19 protein-coding genes and 1 other RNA gene are annotated in these 18518 nt (G+C 64.7%); 18 read left to right on the top strand and 2 right to left on the bottom strand.

The window, feature by feature from the left end; genetic code table 11:
- The first annotated feature begins 103 nt into the window (after positions 1-103).
- Positions 104-493 (top strand): hypothetical protein, encoded by a 390-nt coding sequence (locus ABQZ00_RS04935; protein ID WP_115528547.1) that lies wholly within the window; start codon positions 104-106, stop codon positions 491-493.
- A 55-nt stretch (positions 494-548) separates the two neighbouring features.
- Positions 549-1145: a DUF1439 domain-containing protein gene (locus ABQZ00_RS04930; RefSeq protein ID WP_055849660.1), complete on the top strand. Its 597-nt coding sequence runs from the start codon at positions 549-551 to the stop codon at positions 1143-1145.
- A gap of 143 nt (positions 1146-1288) precedes the next feature.
- On the opposite strand, the gene ABQZ00_RS04925 is transcribed toward ABQZ00_RS04930, so the two are convergent.
- On the bottom strand, positions 1289-1831 hold the full coding sequence (locus ABQZ00_RS04925) for a type 1 glutamine amidotransferase domain-containing protein (RefSeq protein WP_323539372.1): 543 nt from the start codon (positions 1829-1831) through the stop codon (positions 1289-1291).
- 104 nt (positions 1832-1935) lie between these two features.
- On the bottom strand, positions 1936-2403 hold the full coding sequence (locus ABQZ00_RS04920; protein WP_055849656.1) for an SET domain-containing protein: 468 nt from the start codon (positions 2401-2403) through the stop codon (positions 1936-1938).
- Between the two features lie 173 nt (positions 2404-2576).
- On the opposite strand from ABQZ00_RS04920, the gene ABQZ00_RS04915 reads away from it, so the two are divergent.
- The 16 genes from ABQZ00_RS04915 to ABQZ00_RS04840 all read left to right on the top strand — a co-directional run bounded on the left by ABQZ00_RS04915 (position 2577) and on the right by ABQZ00_RS04840 (position 18440).
- A complete protein-coding gene (locus ABQZ00_RS04915) occupies positions 2577-3035 on the top strand; it encodes an SUF system Fe-S cluster assembly regulator (protein WP_115513484.1) in 459 nt (152 codons plus the stop codon).
- A gap of 15 nt (positions 3036-3050) precedes the next feature.
- Entirely contained in the window at positions 3051-4508 is a 1458-nt protein-coding gene (gene sufB / locus ABQZ00_RS04910; protein ID WP_055849652.1) for a Fe-S cluster assembly protein SufB, read from the top strand.
- Positions 4509-4673: 165 nt separating this feature from the next.
- On the top strand, positions 4674-5438 hold the full coding sequence (gene sufC / locus ABQZ00_RS04905; RefSeq protein WP_104614542.1) for a Fe-S cluster assembly ATPase SufC: 765 nt from the start codon (positions 4674-4676) through the stop codon (positions 5436-5438).
- The gene (sufD, locus tag ABQZ00_RS04900; protein ID WP_323539373.1) at positions 5438-6700 is read left to right on the top strand and encodes a Fe-S cluster assembly protein SufD; all 1263 of its coding nucleotides are present in this window, start codon (positions 5438-5440) and stop codon (positions 6698-6700) included. The genes sufC and sufD overlap by 1 nt, the downstream gene beginning before the upstream one ends.
- Complete coding sequence (locus ABQZ00_RS04895) at positions 6697-7941, top strand: cysteine desulfurase (RefSeq protein WP_323539374.1); 1245 nt, start codon at positions 6697-6699, stop codon at positions 7939-7941. The genes sufD and ABQZ00_RS04895 overlap by 4 nt, the downstream gene beginning before the upstream one ends.
- 157 nt (positions 7942-8098) lie before the next feature.
- Positions 8099-8638 carry a GNAT family N-acetyltransferase gene (locus ABQZ00_RS04890; protein ID WP_323518576.1) on the top strand — a complete coding sequence of 180 codons (540 nt, stop codon included), beginning with the start codon at positions 8099-8101 and terminating at the stop codon, positions 8636-8638.
- Positions 8635-8964 carry a non-heme iron oxygenase ferredoxin subunit gene (locus ABQZ00_RS04885; RefSeq protein ID WP_323539375.1) on the top strand — a complete coding sequence of 110 codons (330 nt, stop codon included), beginning with the start codon at positions 8635-8637 and terminating at the stop codon, positions 8962-8964. The genes ABQZ00_RS04890 and ABQZ00_RS04885 overlap by 4 nt, the downstream gene beginning before the upstream one ends.
- A 337-nt stretch (positions 8965-9301) precedes the next feature.
- Entirely contained in the window at positions 9302-11620 is a 2319-nt protein-coding gene (locus tag ABQZ00_RS04880; protein ID WP_323539376.1) for a TonB-dependent receptor, read from the top strand.
- A gap of 48 nt (positions 11621-11668) precedes the next feature.
- Entirely contained in the window at positions 11669-12355 is a 687-nt protein-coding gene (locus tag ABQZ00_RS04875; protein ID WP_323539377.1) for a Fe2+-dependent dioxygenase, read from the top strand.
- Complete coding sequence (locus ABQZ00_RS04870; protein ID WP_323539378.1) at positions 12348-13106, top strand: tetratricopeptide repeat protein; 759 nt, start codon at positions 12348-12350, stop codon at positions 13104-13106. Before ABQZ00_RS04875 ends, ABQZ00_RS04870 begins: the two co-directional genes overlap by 8 nt.
- A 6-nt stretch (positions 13107-13112) precedes the next feature.
- Positions 13113-13751: a PepSY-associated TM helix domain-containing protein gene (locus ABQZ00_RS04865; protein ID WP_323539379.1), complete on the top strand. Its 639-nt coding sequence runs from the start codon at positions 13113-13115 to the stop codon at positions 13749-13751.
- 21 nt (positions 13752-13772) lie between these two features.
- Complete coding sequence (locus ABQZ00_RS04860) at positions 13773-14288, top strand: DUF2271 domain-containing protein (RefSeq protein WP_323539380.1); 516 nt, start codon at positions 13773-13775, stop codon at positions 14286-14288.
- A gap of 167 nt (positions 14289-14455) precedes the next feature.
- Positions 14456-15259 (top strand): DUF4198 domain-containing protein, encoded by an 804-nt coding sequence (locus ABQZ00_RS04855; protein ID WP_323539381.1) that lies wholly within the window; start codon positions 14456-14458, stop codon positions 15257-15259.
- Between the two features lie 279 nt (positions 15260-15538).
- Entirely contained in the window at positions 15539-16513 is a 975-nt protein-coding gene (locus tag ABQZ00_RS04850; RefSeq protein WP_323539382.1) for an FAD:protein FMN transferase, read from the top strand.
- Entirely contained in the window at positions 16510-18126 is a 1617-nt protein-coding gene (locus tag ABQZ00_RS04845) for a sulfite reductase subunit alpha (protein ID WP_323539383.1), read from the top strand. The genes ABQZ00_RS04850 and ABQZ00_RS04845 overlap by 4 nt, the downstream gene beginning before the upstream one ends.
- A gap of 240 nt (positions 18127-18366) precedes the next feature.
- Positions 18367-18440: non-coding RNA, sX9 sRNA (locus tag ABQZ00_RS04840), on the top strand.
- The last annotated feature ends 78 nt before the right edge of the window (positions 18441-18518 follow it).

Raw genomic sequence — 18518 nt, 5'->3', positions numbered from 1 at the left:
TAGCTGTCATCGCAGTACAGATCAGCAAGCTGTTGCGACCACAAGCTCGCCTAAAGCCACTGCGGCGACAGACTACGCTGCGGTGACTGCCCAAGGCGTACCCATGTCGCCGGCGTCCGAAGCCCCCGACGATGCGCAAACGCGCGCCGATTTGGCCGAAGCAAGCGCCACCGTGCAGCGTTATCTGGGTGCGTTGCCCGGTGCCGCGCGCGCCGATGCCGATGCGCTGTGGACCGGCGGACGTCCATCGCCGGTGCCGGACGACGCGGCGCTGCGCGGCATCGGTGATATCCGCTCGATGCGCATCAACAACGACCCGCCGGTGCCGCTGGATCAGGAACATCCGCCGCGACGCATCGAAGTGCCGGTGCGCATCGTCGTACGCACGGGCTCGGGCACGCAGCAGCTGGTCGGCGCCTATCGCTTGCAACCGCGCGCCGGCAGCGACAGCTGGGAAATCTACTCCGCCACGCTGCAACCGGTACTGCGCTAACCCGTGGTTCACCAGTGCTGACTAAGGTTGTGTCACCTATTGCCGGAGTCACCCGATGAAACTGCGTTCGCTTGCCGGATCCGTGCTTGCCCTCGCCTTGGCGCTCCCCGTTGGCAGCGCCTGGGCGGCGCCGCAGATCCAGGGACATCAGATCAGCGTGCAGGCCAGCGACCTGCAGCAGTATCTGGGCGGTCGCTTCCCGCAAACGCACGACACGCTCGGCGGCTTGATCGCAATGACGGTCAGCAACCCCGCGCTGTCGCTGCCGCCGGGCGACCGACTCAAGATGGCGTTCGATCTGGCCGTGGCCACTGCCGGCGGTGCGCCGGCTCCGGTGGGCAATGTGACCCTGACCAGCGCGCTGCGTTACGACGTCGCCAAACAAGGTTTTTATCTCGACCAGCCCAGCATCGACGATTTCCGCCCGGCCAATTCCGGCGCAAAGCTCGACCACAGCACCCGTCAGCTACTCAACACCTGGCTGGCCGATTACGCGCGCAAGGAACCCATCTATCGCATCGACCCGTCGATTGCCGCAGTGATGGGCGCCGTGCAGGTGGAGTCGGTGGGCATCCAGAACGGTCGCGTGGCGGTCAACTTCAACCAGAACATCGAGCAGATGGTGCCGGCGGCGGCGCTGTCGGGGAAGTAAGTCCGCACCGTCATCTTCACCCTGGGCGAAAACAGTCCGCGCAAGGTGGGTACGACGCGCACAACGGCCATCATGCAACGGCCCGACGCAACAGCGCCGGGCCGTGTTTACTGAAACAAGTGACAAATAGCGGCTAACGCGACTTACGCAGACAGGGCCTTGGCCACCGCAGCACTGAATGCCGGAATGTCGTCGGGCTTGCGGCTGGTGATCAACGGACCATCGACCACCACCTCGGCATCCTGCCAGCGCGCGCCGGCGTTGGTCAGATCGGTTTTGACCGACGGCCACGAGGTGACGTTGCGGCCGCGCACCAAATCGCTCTCCAGCAACAACCACGGCCCATGGCAGATGGCCGCCACCGGCTTCTGCGCCGTGGCGAATGCACGAATGAAGGCGATCGCCTGCTGATTCATGCGCAATGTGTCGGGATTGAGCACGCCACCGGGCAGCACCAGTGCGTCGTAGGTTTCAGGCGTTGCTTGCTCGAGAGGCTGGTCGACTGCAACCGAAACGCCCCAATCGGTGTGATTCCAGGCGCGGATCGTTGCGCCATCGCCAGGTGCGATCACATCGACTTTGGCGCCCCACGATTCCAGCAGGCGCTTGGGTTCTGTCAGTTCGGATTGCTCGAAGCCATCGGTGGCCAGGACCGCGATGGTCTTGCCGGAGAGCGAATACGCCATGTGGGGCTCCTCGATAAAAGAAGCCCGCACCGTAGGCAGCGCGCTGTTGCGCACCCGTGAACCGATGTGTGCGTTGCGTCAGCGCGCAGTGCGCTTCGCCAGGCTCAGCGCTTGGGCTGCAGCATCGTGCCCGTGCAGTTCTTGGAGCCGCAGCGGCATTCCCAGATCTTCTTCAGACGCGGCGTGTGGCGCTCGCTCAGGGTGATGCCGTAGTTGTAGGTCAGCTCGGCGCCGGCCTTGATGGCGCGCTTGGCCTCGATGAAGATCTTGTCCTTGCTGCGGTCGTCGCCTTCGGCTTCTTCGATCACCGCTTCGCAATTGGGATTGCAGCTGTGGTTGATCCAGCGCGCGACATTGCCTTCGTAGTTGGCATCCAGCACGTAATCGTCGCTGAGCGTAAACAGGAAGGTGTGGCCGCTTTCCACGTCGCCGGTGTCGTCGGCATCCACTTCGGCGTGCGTGCGCAGACGCCCCTTGTACTGAATGATGCGCTCGCCCTTGCGGAGCGGGGCGAGGGCGAACATGCCATTGCCGTGGATACGTGACTTGCGGGCGGCAACTTTGCGCGACATGTAAGGGTCCAGTGATGGGGCCGCTCATTGTGACCGCAGCGCGTCCGTGCGCCAAGCACAAGCGCTCCACCACCCGCAACGCCCTGCGCTTGCCGGCGGCTGAACCGGGCGGTTGGCCCCGCCCTGCCGGAAAGAGTACAATTTCGGTCCGCTTTAAGGTTTTCTGCTCGCTCATGTTGCGCGTCACCAAACTCACCGATTACGCCACCGTCGTACTGACCGTGCTTGCCGCGCGTAGCGGTGAAGTGCTCAGCGCCAGCGAACTGGCCGAACAGGCGGGCTTGGAAGCACCGACCGTGAGCAAGATCCTCAAGCCGTTGTCGCAAGCCGGGCTGGTGGAAGGCCTGCGCGGTGTGCACGGCGGTTACCGGCTTGCGCGCGACGCCAGCCAGATCACCCTGGTGGAGATCGTCGAGGCAATGGAAGGCCCGTTGGCGATCACCGAATGCAGCCAGGACCACAGCCAGTGCGGCATCGCGCAGACATGCGGCGTGCGCTCCAACTGGCGCCTGATCAACGACGTGGTCGGCGACGCATTGCGTCGGGTCACGCTTGCGCAAATGTTGCAGCCCCTCTCTCTCCCTGGCGACAGCCGTCGGCGTTCCATCGCCGCACGCGTCGCGACCACCTGACCTGTAGGCAGCCCGATGGCCACCGAACTTGCTCCTCCGCAGAATGCGCAGATCCTCGAACGGCTGGGCCGACGCTACGACGCCGGCTTCATCACCGAGATCGAATCCGATTCGCTCCCGCCCGGTCTGGACGAAGACACCATCCGTGCGTTGTCGGCCAAGAAAGACGAGCCGCAATGGATGACCGACTGGCGTCTTGAGGCCTACCGCCATTGGCTGAAAATGCCGATGCCCGAATGGGCCAAGCTCAAGATCGCGCCGATCGATTTCCAGGCATTGAGCTACTACTCCGCGCCCAAGGGCCCGAAGTACGCCTCGCTGGACGATGTGCCCAAGGAACTGCTGGACACCTACGACAAGCTTGGCGTGCCGTTGCACGAGCGCGCGCGGCTGGCCGGCGTTGCGGTGGATGCGGTGTTCGATTCGGTCTCGGTCGGCACCACCTTCCGCAAGGAACTGGCCGAAAAGGGCGTGATCTTCTGCTCGATGTCCGAGGCGATCAAAGAGCATCCGGAGATCGTCAAGCAATACCTGGGCAGCGTGGTGCCGGTGGGCGACAACTACTTCGCCGCGCTCAACTCGGCGGTGTTCTCCGACGGCAGCTTCGTGTTCATTCCCAAGGGCGTGCGTTGCCCGATGGAACTCAGCACCTATTTCCGCATCAATGCCGGCCATACCGGCCAGTTCGAGCGCACCTTGATCGTGTGCGAAGACAAGGCCTACGTGTCGTACCTGGAAGGCTGCACCGCGCCGATGCGAGATGAAAACCAGCTGCATGCCGCGGTGGTGGAACTGGTGACGCTGGAAGACGCCGAGATCAAGTACTCGACGGTGCAGAACTGGTACCCGGGCGATGAAAACGGCGTTGGCGGCATCTACAACTTCGTCACCAAGCGTGCCGAATGCCGTGGCGACCGCAGCAAGGTGACCTGGACCCAGGTCGAAACCGGCTCGGCGATCACCTGGAAGTATCCGTCGTGCGTGCTGCTCGGCGACGATTCGGTGGGCGAGTTCCATTCGGTGGCACTCACCCACCATCGTCAGCAGGCCGACACCGGCACCAAGATGATCCACATCGGCAAGCGCACCAAGAGCAAGATCGTCAGCAAGGGCATCAGTGCCGGGCGTGGGCAGAACACCTATCGCGGTCTGGTCAAGGTGGACCGCAACGCCGATGGCGCGCGCAATTACACCCAGTGCGATTCGCTGTTGATCGGCAAGCAATGCGGCGCGCACACCTTCCCCTATATCGAGGTGAAGAATCCCGGCGCCACCGTCGAGCACGAGGCCACCACCTCCAAGATCAGCGACGACCAGCTGTTCTATTGCCGCGCGCGTGGCATCAGCCAGGAAGATGCGGTGTCGCTGATCGTCGATGGTTTCTGCAAGCAGGTGTTCCGCGAGCTGCCGATGGAGTTCGCCGTGGAAGCCAAGAAGCTGCTGGAAGTCTCGCTGGAAGGCAGCGTCGGCTGACACCCTTTTCCTTCTCCCTTCGGGAGAAGGTGGCGCGCAGCGCCGGATGAGGATACGGGCGAAGCCTCGCGCCCCCAAATCCAGGAGACGCTTCGCGCCGACCCTCACCCCAACCCCTCTCCCGGCGGGAGAGGGGCTACATAAGAATTCTGACGGACCATCAGCATGCTCAACATTAAAAACCTCCACGCCAGCATCGCCGGCAAAGACATTCTCAAAGGCCTGTCGCTGGACATCCAGCCCGGCCAGGTGCACGCCCTGATGGGGCCCAATGGCGCGGGCAAGTCCACGCTGGGCAATGTGCTGGCCGGCCGCGATGGCTACGAAGTCAACGAAGGCAGCGTGCAGTTCGAAGGCAAGAACCTGCTCGATCTGCCGCCGGAAGAACGCGCCGCCGCCGGCCTGTTCCTGGCGTTCCAGTACCCGGTGGAAATCCCCGGCGTCAACAACACCTATTTCCTGCGCGCCGCGCTCAATGCCCAGCGCAAGGCGCGTGGCGAAGAGGAGCTGGATTCGATGCAGTTCCTCAAGCTGGTGCGGCAGAAGCTGGCCGTGCTGCATCTGAAGGACGAACTGTTGCATCGCGGTGTCAACGAGGGCTTTTCCGGCGGCGAGAAGAAGCGCAACGAGATCTTCCAGCTGGCCGTGCTCGAACCCAAGCTCGCCATCCTGGATGAAACCGACTCCGGCCTGGATATCGATGCGCTCAAAAGCGTGGCCGACGGCGTCAACGCGCTGCGTTCGCCGGAGCGTTCGTTCCTGGTGATCACCCACTATCAGCGCCTGCTCGACTACATCAAGCCGGACGTGGTGCATGTGCTATCCGAAGGACGCATCGTGCAGAGCGGCGGCCCGGAACTGGCGCTGGAGCTGGAAAAACACGGTTACCACTTCCTGAAGGATCGTGTGGTGCCCGAGGTTGCCGCCTGATGAGCGCCCTGCTCGACTCCCTGGCCCGCGGCTTCAGTGGCGACGATGCACGCCGCGCCGAGCTCGACGCAGCGCTGCAGACCGGCCTGCCCGGTCCGCGCGCCGAAGCGTGGAAATACACCTCGCTGCGTCAGCTGGAACGGCGCAGTTTTCAGCCGGCACCGCTGGTGCCGACGTTGCTCGATGCCGCCGTACTGGACGAGATCCCCGCGCCGCGGCTGGTGTTCGTCAACGGGCGCCCTTCCGCAGCGCTGAGCGATGTTTCGACCTTGCCGGACGGCGTGCAGCTGGACACCTTGTCGGCCGCACTGGCCGCAGGCGATGACGCAAAGCACTTGCTCGGCCGCCGTTTCGAAGGCAGCGACGAGATCTTTGCCCGCCTCAATGCCGCGCTGGCCGACGAAGGCGTGCTGGTGCGCGTGCAAGACGGCGCGCAGATCGAACTGCCACTGCATATCGTCTTTGTCAGCGTGGCCAGCGAGCACGATCTGTCCTGGCATTACCGCCATCTGATCGAAGTCCGTGCCGGCGCAGCGCTCAATGTGGTCGAGCATCATCTGCACGTCGGCGATGCGGCGCATCTGGACAACAGCGTGATGCATGTCCATCTGGCACAGGACGCGGTGTTGTCGCATGCGCGGGTGCAGGCCGATAGCGCGCACGCCACCGCACTGCTGCGCACCGATGCCGTGTTGGCACGCAATGCACGCTACCAGCGCGTGGATCTGGAACTGGGCGCCGGCCTGTCGCGGCACGAACTCAACGTGCGCCTGGAAGGCAGCAACGCCCAGCTCACCGCCAATGGCGTGCTGTTGGGCAATGGTCGCCGCCATGTCGATACGCGCCTGGGCATCGAACATATTGCCCGCGACACCGCCTGCGAGTTGGTCTGGCGCGGTGTGGGTGCCGATCGCAGCCGCGTGGTGTTCCATGGCGGCATCCATATCCGTCAGGGCGCCGATGGCACCGACGCACGGCTGTCCAACAAGAATCTGCTGCTCTCTTCCAATGCCGAAATCGATACCCAGCCGGTGCTGGTGATCGACGCCGACGAAGTGCAGGCAGCGCATGGCGCCACTGTCGGTCAGCTCGATGACAACGCCTTGTTCTATCTGCGCTCGCGCGGCGTGCCGCAAGCGGAGGCGCAACGTCTGCTGAGTGCGGCGTTCTGCCACGAGCCGTTGCGGGTCCTGCCGGCTGCGTTGAGTGCCGTGCTGGCCTTGCAGCTGGACCGCGCCCTGAATTCGGCGGGCGTGGCATGAATGCACCTGCCGTCACTCAGGGCAACGCTCCGGATTGGGAACGCGTCCGTTCGGATTTCCCGCTGCTGATGCGGCAGGTGCATGGCAAGCCGCTGATCTATTTCGACAACGCCAACACCGGACAAAAGCCGCTGCAGGTGATTGCCGCGACCGACGAGTTCTATCGGCGTCAGAACGCCAATGTCAGCCGCGCAGTGCATGCGCTGGGCAGCGAAGCTACGGATGCCTTCGAAGGCGCACGCAGCAAACTCGCGCGCTTTCTCAATGTGCGCGCCGACGAGCTGGTGCTGTGTAGCGGCACCACCTTTGCGATCAATCTGGTGGCGTATTCGTGGGCATTGCCGCGTCTGGGACCAGGCGATGTCATCCTGATCACGCGCATGGAGCACCACGCTAACATTGTGCCGTGGCAGCTGGTGGCCCAGCGCACCGGTGCCAGCATCCGCGTAGCCGAGATCACCCCCGAGGGCGCGCTGGATCTGGATGCCTTGCGCAAGGCGATGACGCCGGACGTCAAACTGCTGGCGATCACCCATGTGTCCAACGTGCTGGGCACGGTCAACCCGGTGCGCGAGATCTGCCGCGACGCGCGCAAGCGTGGCATCGTCACCATGGTGGACGGCTCGCAGGCCGCACCGCATCGGCGCATCGACGTGGCCGCGATCGGCTGCGATTTCTACGCCATCACCGGCCACAAGATGTGCGGCCCCACCGGCACCGGCGCGCTGTGGGCGCGTCGCGAACATCTGCAGTCCATGCCGCCGTTTCTGGGCGGTGGCGAAATGATCAAGGAAGTCAGCTTCGAAGGCACCGTGTACAACGATGCCCCGCACAAGTTCGAAGCCGGCACGCCCAACATCGCCGGCTTCATCGGCCTGGGCGCAGCGGTGGATTATCTGGAGTCGATCGGCCTGGAGCATGTGGAAGCGCGCGAAGCCGAGCTGCTGGCGCACTTCACCGAAGAGCTGCAGCGGATCGATGGCCTGCGCATCTTCGGCACCACGCCCGACAAAGCCGCGGTGGTGTCGTTCCTGATCGACGGTGCGCATTCGCACGATCTTGCCACCCTGCTCGATCTGGAAGGCGTGGCGGTGCGCTCCGGCCAGCACTGCGCGCACCCGCTGCTGCAGTTCTACGGCGTTGCCGCAACCTGTCGCGCATCGCTGGCGTTCTACAACACGCATGACGAGATCGAGCGCTTTGTCGCCGCGTTGGTGAAGGTGCGTCGCCTACTGGGCTGATTGGAATCGGGAATCGGGAATCGCAAAAGCATGTCACCGAGGGGAGCTGGACTTCCATCGCCCTACTATTCACGAGTATTCACGCGGGAATTCAAAAGCGCCAAACTTCGCTACGCTGTTACGAATCCCCAATCCCCACTCCCAAATCCCCGCCCTCATGCAGACCACCACGTTCCGCACTGCCACCGTCGATGACATCGACGCCCTTGTCCAGTTGGTGACCTCGGCCTATCGCGGTGACAGCAGTCGCGTGGGGTGGACGACCGAGGCCGACATTCTCGACGGCGCCCGCATCGACCCGGCCGTGCTGCGTCAGGACATCCTGCGCGAGCGCAGCCTGGTATTGCTGGTCGAGCAGGATGGGCGCCTGCTGGCGTGCGCGCATATCGCCGACGACGGCGGCGCAGGGTATTTCGGTATGTTTGCGGTGGACCCGTCGCTGCAAGGCAGCGGCATCGGCAAGACGCTGCTGGCCGAAGCCGAACGCATCGTGGACGCCGAGTGGAAGCTGCCGGTGATGCGTATGACCGTGATCGATGTGCGCAACGAACTCATCGCCTTCTACGAACGACGCGGCTATCGCCGCACTGGCCTCCTCAAGCCGTTCCCGTATGGCGACGAACGCTTCGGCGTGCCGCTGCGGCAGGATCTACGCTTCGAAGTGCTGGAAAAATCGCTGAACGGCGCCGCGCCATGAGTGAGACCTGGACCTTCGTCTGCGCAAGCGACGCGCTGCTGCCCGGCGAACTGCAGACAGCGTGGGATGCCGTCACCGACGCGCCAATCGTGGTGTTCAATCTCGACGGCGAGTTGTACGCGTTGGAAGACCGCTGCAGCCACGAAGATTACGAGCTGTCGCCCGGCAGCTTCGACCCGGTCGCCGGCACCATCGAATGCCTGTTGCACAGCGCCCGCTTCGATATCCGCGATGGCCGCCCGTTGTGCGCCCCCGCCTACACCGCCGTGCCCAAGTTCCCGGTCAAGCGCGAGCACGACGGCATCTGGACCCGCGACGACCGCTAGCGCGGCAGCTACCAACGCATATTTTCCACGCTGGAAGCCGCCGCGTGTTTGCCGACGTACGCCTCCGGTCGGCAAAGATTGCAAAGAAGAATGATTTGCATTTAAGATCGCAGCCCTTCAGGTCTTCTTAACATCTGACCTGCCCTGCGATCCCATGCGCCCTGCACTGTCCGACACCTCCGATCTGCGTTTTGCTCGCCTGCGCTTTCCAGCGCGGCGCGACGGCGCGTGCGGTGGACGCCAGCCGGGCGCCACGGGCTAGCGACGCACGCACACCCTTCCGCATCCGCCGAGCCATCGCCAGGACGGAGCACCGCTTTCCTTTTCGAGACGTCTCATGACTCCCAGGATTTCCCCGCTCACTTCGGCCGTGCTGTTGACCCTGTCCGCTCCCGCGTTCGCCCAGCCTGGCGATGCGCCGGCGCCTCCGGGTGCGGTGGATCTGGATGCCATCCGGGTGCAGCAGGAACGTGCGCAAAAGCCGTCCTCGCCCAAGTACACCGAAGCGCTGCGCGACACCCCGCAGACCATCACGGTTGTCACCAAGCAGACCATGGACCAGCAGAACCTGCTGTCGCTGCGCGATGTGCTGAGCACGCTGCCCGGCATCACCTTCGGCGCGGGCGAAGGCGGCGGCGGATATGGCGACAGCATCAACCTGCGCGGCTTCACCGCCAGCAGCGACATCACCACCGATGGCGTGCGCGACAGCGCGCAGTACAGCCGCAGCGACACCTTCAACCTCGAGTCCGTGGAGCTGATCAACGGCGCCAACTCGGCGATGTCCGGTGCCGGTTCGGTCGGCGGCAACATCAACCTGGTGACCAAGACCGCCGGGCAAGGCGACTTCACCAATGTGCTGATCGGCGGCGGCAGCGACCGTTATGGCCGCCTCACCGTCGACAGCAACTACGACTTCGAAAACGGCACCGCCGTGCGCCTGAACGCCATGGGTCACACCCAGGATGTGCCGGGCCGCGATGAAGAATTCCGCCATCGCTGGGGCTTTGCGCCATCGATCGCCTTCGGCCTGGGCTCGGATACGCGCTTCACGCTGAGCTATCTGCACCAGCACGACAACAACCTGCCGCAGTACGGCGTGCCGTTCGCGCTCAGCCCGTTCAACGATGGCCCGCTGCCGGGCGTGGACCGCGAAACCTATTACGGCTATCGCAATGTGTCGCGTCAGGAGATCGACGTGGACATGCTGACCGGCGTGCTGGAAATGGACTTTGACGACAACGTCAAGCTGCGCAGCCTGGCGCGTCTGCAGCGCGTGGATCAGACCACCTCGGCCACCGCGCCGGAAGGCACCTGGTGCCTGCCAAACAACACCAACGCCTACACCGGTCGCGCCTGCGTCGGCCAGCCGCCGTCCACCTGGAACCCCAACAGCGGCCCGCGCGGGCTGGTGCGCGACACCGAAAACTTCATCGCGCATAGCCAGACCGACCTGACCGCCACCCTGCACACCGGCGCCATCGAGCACCGCGTGGTCGCCGGCGTGGCCTTCAGCAAGGAAGACTTCGAACTCGACAGCGGCAGCATCTTCCGTAATGCCGACGGCTCCACCACCGGCATCACCTACCCGCTGCAGACCTTCGACAACCCGTACAACATCTGGACCGGCCCGCAGAACTATTTCCGCACCGGCCGCAGCAAAGGCAGCCTGACCAATCAGGCGGTGTACCTGTTCGACACGCTGCAGTTCAACGAGCAATGGATGCTCAACCTGGGCGGCCGTTACGAACACAACGAAGGCGACACCACCACCTACACCGTCAATGCCACCGGCGGCGTCACCGGCGTGACTCCGGGCTTCCCGGCAGGCAGCAAGGACGATTTGTTCTCCTACCGCGCCGGCCTGGTATTCAAGCCGGTCGACAACGCCAGCCTGTATCTGTCCTACGCCAACAGCAAGACCCCGTCCAAGGCGTCGGTCAACGGCTCGTGCACGCCGATCGCCACCGCCACCGCCGGCGCCAACTGCAATGTTGAGCCGGAAAGTGCGGTCAACATCGAGCTGGGCGGCAAGTGGGACGTGTTGAACGAGCGCCTGGCGCTGACCGCTGCGGTGTTCCGCAACGAGCGCGAAAACTACAAGGTCAACAGCGGCGACCCGCTGATTCCCGAGCAGGTGCTCGACGGCAAGGCGCGCGTGGACGGTATCGCACTGGGCGTGGCCGGCTACCTGACCGAGCACTGGTCGGTCTTCGCTAACTACACCTTCCTGGACAGCGAAGTGCTGCAGAGCGTGTCCAACCGTACCGCCAGCCTCACCGGCGACCCAATTGCCGGGCGCGAACTGGTGCAGACCCCGCGTAATGCCGGCAATCTCTGGACCACCTACGCGCTCAACCAGTGGACCTTCGGTTATGGCGTCAATTACCAGGGCAGCTTCTACCCGAACAACACCTCGACCGCGGTCTACCGCAAGACCGACGCGTACTGGGTGCACCGTGCGATGGTCGGCCTGCGCGTCAACGACTGGCTCAGCCTGCAGTTGAACGTCAACAACCTGTTCGACAAGGAGTACTACACCAGCATCCGCAACAACCTCACCGTCAACGCCGCGGGTACCGTCACCGCCGGCAGTGGTTGGGCGTTGCCGGGCGATGGCCGCTCGGCGGTGTTGAACGCTACCTTTAGTTTCTAACCTTCCGGCACGCCGCCCGCACCCTGCGGACGGCGTGGAGAGCGCCGCATGCTGCTGCCCATTCCCGATGTCTTGACGCCCGTGCAGCTCAGCGAGTTGCGCGCGCGGCTGGACGCGGTCGACTGGGCAGACGGCCGCATTACCGCTGGCCATCAATCGGCGCAGGCCAAGGACAACGCGCAGTTGCCCGAGGACAGCGCCGCAGCGCGCGAGGCCAGCGCATTGGTGCTGGAGGCGCTCTCCCGCAGCAGCACGTTCTTCTCGGCGGTGTTGCCGCGTCGGATCTATCCGCCGTTGTTCAATCGCTACAGCGACGGGCAGTCGTTCGGGTATCACGTCGACAATGCGGTGCGTTACGACCGCAGCCGCGGCGGTGCCGAGCCGGTTCGCACCGATGTCTCTTGCACGCTGTTTCTCAGCGACCCGGACAGTTACGACGGCGGCGAACTGGTGATCGAAGATACCTTCGGCACGCAGTCGGTGAAGCTGCCGGCCGGGCACCTGGTGATCTACCCCGGCACCAGCCTGCATAAAGTGATGCCGGTAACGCGCGGCACGCGTGTCGCCTCGTTCTTCTGGATCCAAAGCATGCTGCGCGACGATGCACAGCGCCGCCTGTTGTTCGAACTGGATGTGTCGATCCGTCGTTTGACCCAGGACACGCCCGGGCATCCGTCGTTGATCCAGCTCACCGGCGTGTATCACAACCTGCTGCGGCAGTGGGCCGATGTCTGAGCCTGCGATTGACCCAGCCCTGCTGATGGCACTGCTGCAGACCCAGCCTGCCCAGGCAGTCGCGTTGCTGCGCAAGGCCGCCGCCGGTCAGGATGTGACTGCACAACTGCTGCTCGCACAGCTGTATGCCGAAGGCCGCGGCATTGCCGCCGATCCGGCCATGGCGATGCTGTGGTACGAAGTGGCCGCCAATGCCGGGCATCCGGAAGCGATGAATCAACTGGGCCGCTGCCACGAACTGGGCTTTGGCACCGCCATCAACGAGGTGCTGGCGGCGTTGTGGTATCGCCGCGCCGCCGAGCATGGCCTGGAATGGGGCATGTACAACCTGGCGCATCTCTACGCCTCCGGCCGCGGCGTGGCGCAGGACCAGGCACACGCATTGACGCTGTATCGCACCGCGGCCGAACGTGGTCACGCCAAGTCGATGAATTTTGTGGCGCGCTATCTCGACCAGGGCCTGGCCTGCGCGGCGGATCCGCTTGCTGCACGCGAGTGGTATCGCCGCGCCGCAGAGGCAGGCGATTTTCGCGGCCAGGCCAGCTATGCAACGTTGCTTGCCGATGAAGGCGCGCTCGATCAGGCCGAACACTGGATGCGACGCGCCATCGGCGGCGGGCACGCCGGGTTTCTGCGTCAGCTCACGCCCGTGCTGGCCAACGCGCCGCAGCCACGCCTGCGCGCCTTGCTCAGCGATGTGGCCGCGCGGCAATCGCAACTGCAGCCGCCCGTTCCCGCAGACGTGGCATAAATCGGCATGCCCGCTTCCAACGACACCATCGCCACTGCACAGCAACGCCGCGGATTCTGGCTGCGCATGCTGCATCAATGGCACTGGATCAGTTCGGCGCTGTGTCTGATCGGCATGCTGCTGTTTACGGTTACCGGGCTCACCCTCAACCACGCTGCGCGCATCGAAGCCAGCCCGTCCACCGAGCAACGCACGCTCACCCTGCCGCCAGCGCTGTTGAAGACCTTGGGCACGCGCCAGGATGGCGATGCACCGCTGCCGCCGCGCGTGGCGCAGTGGCTGGGTCGCGAACTGGAGATCAGCGTCGGCAGCCGCAACGCGGAGTGGTCGCCCGACGAGCTGTATGTCGCCCTGCCCCGCCCCGGTGGCGATGCCTGGCTGAGCCTGGACCGCAGCACCGGCGCAATCGAATACGAACGCACCACGCGTGGCTGGATCGCCTATCTCAACGACCTGCACAAAGGCCGCAACGCCGGGCCGGCCTGGGGCTGGTTCATCGACGTGTTCGCCATCGCCTGTCTGGTGTTCTGCATCACCGGCCTGTTCCTGCTGCACCTGCATGCGCGTCAGCGCAGCATGACCTGGCCGCTGGTCGGCCTGGGCCTGCTGATTCCGCTGCTGCTTGCCTTGCTGTTGATCCACTGACCCTACTCACCGGAGACGATCATGCGCGCCACCCTGACCATCGCTCTGAGCGGCCTGCTCGCCATGCCGGCGTATGCGGCCACGCTCGACATCAACGTCGAAATCCCCAAGCTCAATGTCGCCGAATACCACCGCCCGTACGTGGCGATCTGGCTGGAAGGCGCAGACCAGAAGGCCGCCGCCAATTTGGCGGTCTGGTACCAATCCAAGGACACCGCCGAAGGCCACGGTACCAAGTGGCTGCCAGATCTGCGCCAGTGGTGGCGCAAGAGCGGCCGCACGCTGGAGGTGCCGGTCGATGGCGTGACCGGCCCCACCCGGCCTGCCGGCGCGCATGCGCTGTCGTTCACCGACACCAAGGGCGCGCTGAAGTCGCTGCCGGCCGGCCAGTACACCCTGGTGGTGGAAGCTGCGCGCGAAGTCGGTGGCCGCGAGTTGGTCAAGGTGCCTTTCACCTGGCCGGCCACCTCGGCGCAGTCTGCCAAGGCCAGCGGCAGCAGCGAACTCGGCGCGGTGAGCCTGACCGCCAAGCCCTGATGCAGATGGGCGCGGATGCGGTGCCGCCGTGCATGCATCCGTGCCTATGACGCGCGCTACGTGGCGCAGACGCGTATCGACCTTCGTTACCCACGCATCCACGCAGCGCCGCAGTGCGCTGATCAGACACGTGACCCACCCGCCTTATCGTTCTTCAAGGAGTTGTCATGAAACGTTCGCATGTCCTGATCGCCCTGCTTGCCGCACTTCCCGTCAGCGCGTTCGCCCACAAGGCCTGGCTGCTGCCATCGCAAACCGTCCTGGCCGGCGAAGCGCCGTGGATCACCGTGGATGCGGCGGTGTCCAACGACCTGTTCTACTTCAATCACGTGCCGCTGCGCCTGGATAATCTGAGCATCACCGCGCCCGATGGCAGCGCGCTCAAGCCGGAAAACCCGGCCACCGGCAAGTACCGCAGCGTGTTCGATCTGCAGCTCACCCAGCCCGGCACCTACAAGCTCAGCATCATCAACGCCGGCCTGTTCGCCAGCTGGAAGGAAGACGGCAAGCCCAAGCGCTGGCGCGGCAACGAGGCAAGCTTTGCCACCGAAGTGCCGAAAGACGCGAAGGAGCTGCAGGTGTCGCAATCGCTCAATCGCGTGGAAACCTTTGTGACCCGCGGCGCACCGACCACCACCGCGTTCAAACCCAGCGGCAAGGGCATCGAGCTGGTGCCGGTGACCCATCCCAACGACCTGGTCGCCGGTGAAGCGGCGCAGTTCACCCTGCAGCTGGATGGCAAGCCGGCAGCCGGGCTGGAGATCGAGATCGTGCGTGGCGGCACGCGCTATCGCGATGCGCAGAACGAGATCAAGCTCAAGACCGACGCCAAGGGTGGCTTCAGCGTGACCTGGCCGGAAGCGGGCATGTACTGGCTCGAAACCACCAGCGAAGACAGCAAGACCTCGCTGCCGCAGGCCAAACAACGGCGCCTGGGCTACGTGGCAACGCTGGAAGTGTTGCCGCAGTAATCGCCTCATGTCCGCCACTGCGTTGACCTTGCGGCTAACGCAGTGGCGATGCAGCGCCGATGTGGAAGCGGCACATGCCGTTCGGCGTGTACCGCTTGCCGCCTGTGCGGTATTTGCGGTATTTGCGGTATTTGCGGTGTTTGCGGTGTTTGCGATATGTGCTGCAGCGTCGAATCGGCGCATCCCTCACTGTTTCAAACATCACACCGCGTGATGCAAACCGCACGCTCGCGCGTCACCATGGCTGCCTCAGGCAGCACCTGCTCGACCGGTCCACGCATGCACCCAGTTTCTTCCGCAGATGACGCCGTTGCCTCCCTGGGCGGGCGCAGCATGGGCACCACCTGGAGCGTCAAGCTGGTGGCGCCGCCTGCGCGCGACCTGCATCCCCTGCATGCGCGTATCCAGGCAGCGCTCGATCGCGTGGTCGCGCAAATGAGCACCTGGGAAGCGGACTCGGATATCAGCCGCTACAACCGTGCCGCGGCCGGTCAGTGGCAGACATTGCCCGATGACTTTTTCACCGTGCTGCGCACCGCGCTGCAGATCGCGCAGGCCAGCGACGGCGCGTTCGACCCCACGGTCGGGCCGATGGTCGAACTGTGGGGCTTTGGCGCCTCCGGCGGCCGGCGGCGTGTGCCCTCGCCCGAGCAGATCGCACTGGCCAGCCTGCGCTGTGGCTGGCAACGCCTGGCTCTGGATGGCCAGCGGGTGCTGCAACCCGGCGCCGTCGCACTGGATCTATCCGGCATCGCAAAAGGCTTCGGGGTGGACTGCGTGCAGCACGCATTGCGACAGGCCGACATCGCCAGCGCCTTGATCGACGTAGGCGGCGAATTGTTTGGCTATGGATGCAAACCCGATGGCAGCGCATGGCGTGTGCTGGTCGAATCCGCACCCGACGAAGACGCCGGCGCCACATTGCCGGCACGTGTGCTCACGCTGGATGGCCTGGCAGTCGCCACATCGGGCGATCGCTGGCACCGCTTCGATGCCGACGGAATGCGCTACGCGCACACCTTCGATCCACGCAGTGGAGCACCGATTCCGCATGCGCCTGCCGCCGTCACCGTGCTCGCGCGCGATGCCATGCAGGCCGATGCCTGGGCCACCGCAATGAGCGTGCTCGGGATCGATGCAGGGCTTGCTTATGCCGCCAAGACCGATCTGGCAGTGCGCTTTCTGACGCGCCACGATGGCAGTTTGCACGAAGCGATGAGCCCGGCCTTCGCGAAGCATCTGGCGGCGTCATGAGCGCCATAAGCCCACGCGTGTGGATGGGTAACGGAGCACTGTTGATCGCCCTGGCGACGCTTGTCGGCTGGCTTGCCAGCCTGCATGACGGTGCCTGGTGGAGCGCACCGACACCACATCGCTTGCAATGGGCAGCCGTCGGGATGGCCGCGTACGCCGTGCTGTGCGCGGCGGTCTTGCTGCGCCGCCGGGCACGTGCCAACACGTTGCACGGCGACAGCAGCGGCATGCTGATCGTGTGGGCAAGCCAGACCGGATTCGCACGCGAACTCGCCGAGCGCAGCGCTGCAGCCTTGCAAGCGGCAGGTATCGGTGCCTACGCACTCCCGCTGGAGGCGGTGGTTGCCGAGCAGCTCGCGCGTGTGCCGCATTTGCTATGCATCGTCAGCACCACCGGCGAAGGCGATGCACCGGATCACGCACAGGCTGCGGAGCGTCACTGGCTCGCCGACAGCGGACAGGATCTGGCCGCCGTGCAGTACGCGGTGCTGGCACTCGGCGATCGTCGGTACACGCAATTTTGCGCGTTCGGCCGCCATCTCGATGACCGCCTGCACGCGCGCGGCGGCACCCGCCTGTTCGAGCGCATCGAGGTCGACAATGCCGACCCGCGCGCATTGCAGCAATGGCAGCAGCGGCTGTCGGCATTGGCACCTGCACTTGCCGAGCAGCCAGACTGGAGCGTGCCGACCTACACGGCCTGGCAGATGCGCGAGCGCGTCCACGTCAATCCAGGCAGTGCCGGCGCACCGATCCATCGGCTCCGCCTCACGCCCATCGATGGCCCGCTGCCGACATGGCGTGCTGGCGACATCGCCGAGATCGCGCCGCAGAACGCACCAGAGAGTGTCGACGCCTGGTTGCAGCGTCATCGACGCGATGGCTCGGACATCATCGACGGTCGTACGCTGCGCGACTGGCTTGGCCGCTCGCACCTGCCCACCGATGCAGAGATAGGCGCCACGGCGTCAGCGGATGCGACCGCCTTGGCGCATAGCCTGATCGCGCTGCCGCATCGCAAATACTCGCTCGCATCGATCAGCGAAGAAGGCCACGCCGAACTGCTGATCCGCGAACACCAGCATGCCGACGGGCAGCTTGGGATCGGCAGCGGCTGGCTGTGCGTGCATGCTCACCTCGGCGCGCAAATTGCCTTGCGCCTGCGCAGCAATCCGGGGTTCCACCCACCCGCAGCCGCGCAGCCCATGCTGCTGATCGGCAATGGCACCGGCATCGCCGGCTTGCGCGCCCATCTCCGCGCGCGCATCGCAGCCGGTGCGCGCGACAACTGGCTGATCTTTGGCGAACGCAATGCCGCGCACGACGCGCTGTCTGCCGACGAACTGCAGCAGTGGCAACACGATGGCTGGATCGCGCATCTGGACCTGGTGTACTCGCGAGACAACAACCTGTCGGTACGTTACGTACAACATGCATTGGCCGCTGCCAGCGATCGCCTGCGGCAGTGGATCGACCGCGACGCCTGCATCTATCTCTGCGGCAGCCTGCGCGGTATGGCACCCGAAGTGGACCGTACCCTCGACACGCTGCTGAGCACCGAGGTCAGGCAAGAACTACTCCGCAGCGGCCGCTACCGTCGCGACGTGTATTGAACAGCAAGCGCGCAAGCTGACGATCGCAGCTTGGCAGCGGGGAGCGCTGCCATCACGTGGCGATCGTGGGCAGGCAGACATGGCATCCAAATCCTGTATGCAGCAACGCTCGTTTGCCGGCAACCGTGCTCTGCATCGACACGCTTCGGCACGTTGCTGCAGTTCTGCGAGTTCGCTAAGAGCAGCTTACAAAACGACTGTGCAGCTGCCAGACGGCCGCAGCCGTTGCTCGGCATGGGTGTGTGCCACTCACACTCCAGTCCCTGCGCGCCGTTCACACCCACCAGACGAGTGTTCGCTACTTGTTGTCAGCCTCTTTCTTGTTGCCAGCCTCTTTAGTCCTCGACGCAGACAGTGCACGTGACACGTATCAATCCGCATTGCTAACTACC

This window comes from Xanthomonas sp. WHRI 10204, assembly GCF_040202875.1.
GTDB lineage: Bacteria > Pseudomonadota > Gammaproteobacteria > Xanthomonadales > Xanthomonadaceae > Xanthomonas.
This window is presented reverse-complemented; position numbering and strand designations above follow the sequence as displayed.

Bases quoted from the DNA above. Each gene is read 5' to 3' on its own strand.
- ABQZ00_RS04890 (WP_323518576.1), top strand. From the start codon at position 8,099: ATGCAGACCACCACGTTCCGCACTGCCACCGTCGATGACATCGACGCC.
- ABQZ00_RS04860 (WP_323539380.1), top strand. From the start codon at position 13,773: ATGCGCGCCACCCTGACCATCGCTCTGAGCGGCCTGCTCGCCATGCCG.
- ABQZ00_RS04875 (WP_323539377.1), top strand. From the start codon at position 11,669: ATGCTGCTGCCCATTCCCGATGTCTTGACGCCCGTGCAGCTCAGCGAG.
- ABQZ00_RS04845 (WP_323539383.1), top strand. From the start codon at position 16,510: ATGAGCGCCATAAGCCCACGCGTGTGGATGGGTAACGGAGCACTGTTG.
- sufD (WP_323539373.1), top strand. From the start codon at position 5,438: ATGAGCGCCCTGCTCGACTCCCTGGCCCGCGGCTTCAGTGGCGACGAT.
- sufB (WP_055849652.1), top strand. From the start codon at position 3,051: ATGGCCACCGAACTTGCTCCTCCGCAGAATGCGCAGATCCTCGAACGG.
- ABQZ00_RS04925 (WP_323539372.1), bottom strand. From the start codon at position 1,831: ATGGCGTATTCGCTCTCCGGCAAGACCATCGCGGTCCTGGCCACCGAT.
- sufC (WP_104614542.1), top strand. From the start codon at position 4,674: ATGCTCAACATTAAAAACCTCCACGCCAGCATCGCCGGCAAAGACATT.
- ABQZ00_RS04935 (WP_115528547.1), top strand. From the start codon at position 104: ATGTCGCCGGCGTCCGAAGCCCCCGACGATGCGCAAACGCGCGCCGAT.
- ABQZ00_RS04930 (WP_055849660.1), top strand. From the start codon at position 549: ATGAAACTGCGTTCGCTTGCCGGATCCGTGCTTGCCCTCGCCTTGGCG.
- ABQZ00_RS04850 (WP_323539382.1), top strand. From the start codon at position 15,539: ATGCACCCAGTTTCTTCCGCAGATGACGCCGTTGCCTCCCTGGGCGGG.
- ABQZ00_RS04870 (WP_323539378.1), top strand. From the start codon at position 12,348: ATGTCTGAGCCTGCGATTGACCCAGCCCTGCTGATGGCACTGCTGCAG.
- ABQZ00_RS04920 (WP_055849656.1), bottom strand. From the start codon at position 2,403: ATGTCGCGCAAAGTTGCCGCCCGCAAGTCACGTATCCACGGCAATGGC.
- ABQZ00_RS04855 (WP_323539381.1), top strand. From the start codon at position 14,456: ATGAAACGTTCGCATGTCCTGATCGCCCTGCTTGCCGCACTTCCCGTC.
- ABQZ00_RS04915 (WP_115513484.1), top strand. From the start codon at position 2,577: ATGTTGCGCGTCACCAAACTCACCGATTACGCCACCGTCGTACTGACC.
- ABQZ00_RS04865 (WP_323539379.1), top strand. From the start codon at position 13,113: ATGCCCGCTTCCAACGACACCATCGCCACTGCACAGCAACGCCGCGGA.
- ABQZ00_RS04880 (WP_323539376.1), top strand. From the start codon at position 9,302: ATGACTCCCAGGATTTCCCCGCTCACTTCGGCCGTGCTGTTGACCCTG.
- ABQZ00_RS04885 (WP_323539375.1), top strand. From the start codon at position 8,635: ATGAGTGAGACCTGGACCTTCGTCTGCGCAAGCGACGCGCTGCTGCCC.
- ABQZ00_RS04895 (WP_323539374.1), top strand. From the start codon at position 6,697: ATGAATGCACCTGCCGTCACTCAGGGCAACGCTCCGGATTGGGAACGC.